2 protein-coding genes are annotated in these 1,023 nt (G+C 72.1%); both read right to left on the reverse strand.

Annotated elements, in window-relative coordinates; translation table 11 throughout:
• Window positions 1-92: 92 nt before the first annotated feature.
• Window positions 93-419, reverse strand: a complete 327-nt coding sequence (locus tag G6030_RS16520) for a hypothetical protein (protein ID WP_241724300.1) — start codon at window positions 417-419, stop codon at window positions 93-95.
• The coding region (locus tag G6030_RS16525) for a PEP-utilizing enzyme (RefSeq protein WP_241724301.1) at window positions 416-1,023 on the reverse strand (608 nt) is incomplete at its 5' end. The genes G6030_RS16520 and G6030_RS16525, both read right to left, overlap by 4 nt.

Here is a 1,023-nt window from a genome sequence, read left to right on the forward strand (position 1 = left end):
ATGACGGCGTCGCCTGCGAGTAGTACACACCTCGGTTAGACGGCGAGGGGCCGGCTCACATGGAACCGGCCCCTCGCCGTCATCTAGCAGGGTCAGCCGACCTCGTCGTCGTCGTCACCTTCCGGGTCGCCGTCGTCGTCGGGCAGTTCGATGGCCTGCTCGGCGACGTCCGCCGGGTTGGCCTCGCGGAAGGGGTCGTCGACGGTCACCTCGGGCTCGTACTCCTCGGGAGCGGTGACCGAATCAGCTCCCGGGGTGTACTCGTCCGGGTCGATGGGGTCCTCGGTGGTCATCTCGTCCTCCTCGTGGCGTGGGGGCGCGTGGACCTCCACGTCTAGCAGCCTCTCGCTGGCCGCGCCACTGGGCAGCGCGTCGCCCCGCCGACCAGCGGCCGGGCACCAGCCCTTGTCACGCCTCATGCTGTCGCCGTCGCGGTCGGCCACCAGCGCCGCACCCGGGACTCGCCGTGCCCGACCCCCGGAAAGCGGTCACAAATGCGGCATGGTGACGAAGCGGACCTGGGAAAACGTGAGCAGGTGTGGCCGCGCGATGGAGTGACGGCGCTGCAGCAGGGGCGTGGGGCCAGTCCGACATCGCCGGAGCCGCCCAGGTCGGTGGTCTCGCCCTGGGCGGCAGCGATCCATACGGACTCCCAGCGACTCACCCCTCCAACCGCATCACCACCCCGGTCTCCGTCCACGCGGACGCGGTCGCCGGTGCGCAGCGTCTGCGTGGCGACGATCGTGTTCACCACGCACGGCAGGCCGTACTCGCGCGCGACCACCGCACCGTGCGAGACCGAGCTCCCGATGTCAGTGACCAGCGCCGCGATCACCGTGAAATACGGCGTCCAGCCCACGTCCGTCACCGGCGCGACGAGCACCTCGCCGGGCCGGACGTCACGGGCATCGACGATCGAGCGGGCCACCCGCACGACGCCCTCCACCGTTCCGCGGCTGGCCGGTCGGCCCACGATCTCCCCGCCCGCGGCCTCCCGCGGCGGCCACCGTCGCCGCGCCGGCC

The organism is Dietzia sp. E1, assembly GCF_014145015.1.
Lineage (GTDB): Bacteria > Actinomycetota > Actinomycetes > Mycobacteriales > Mycobacteriaceae > Dietzia > Dietzia cinnamea_A.

Excerpts from the sequence above, each read along its gene's own strand:
- G6030_RS16520 (WP_241724300.1), bottom strand. The coding sequence starts at position 419 with ATGAGGCGTGACAAGGGCTGGTGCCCGGCCGCTGGTCGGCGGGGCGAC.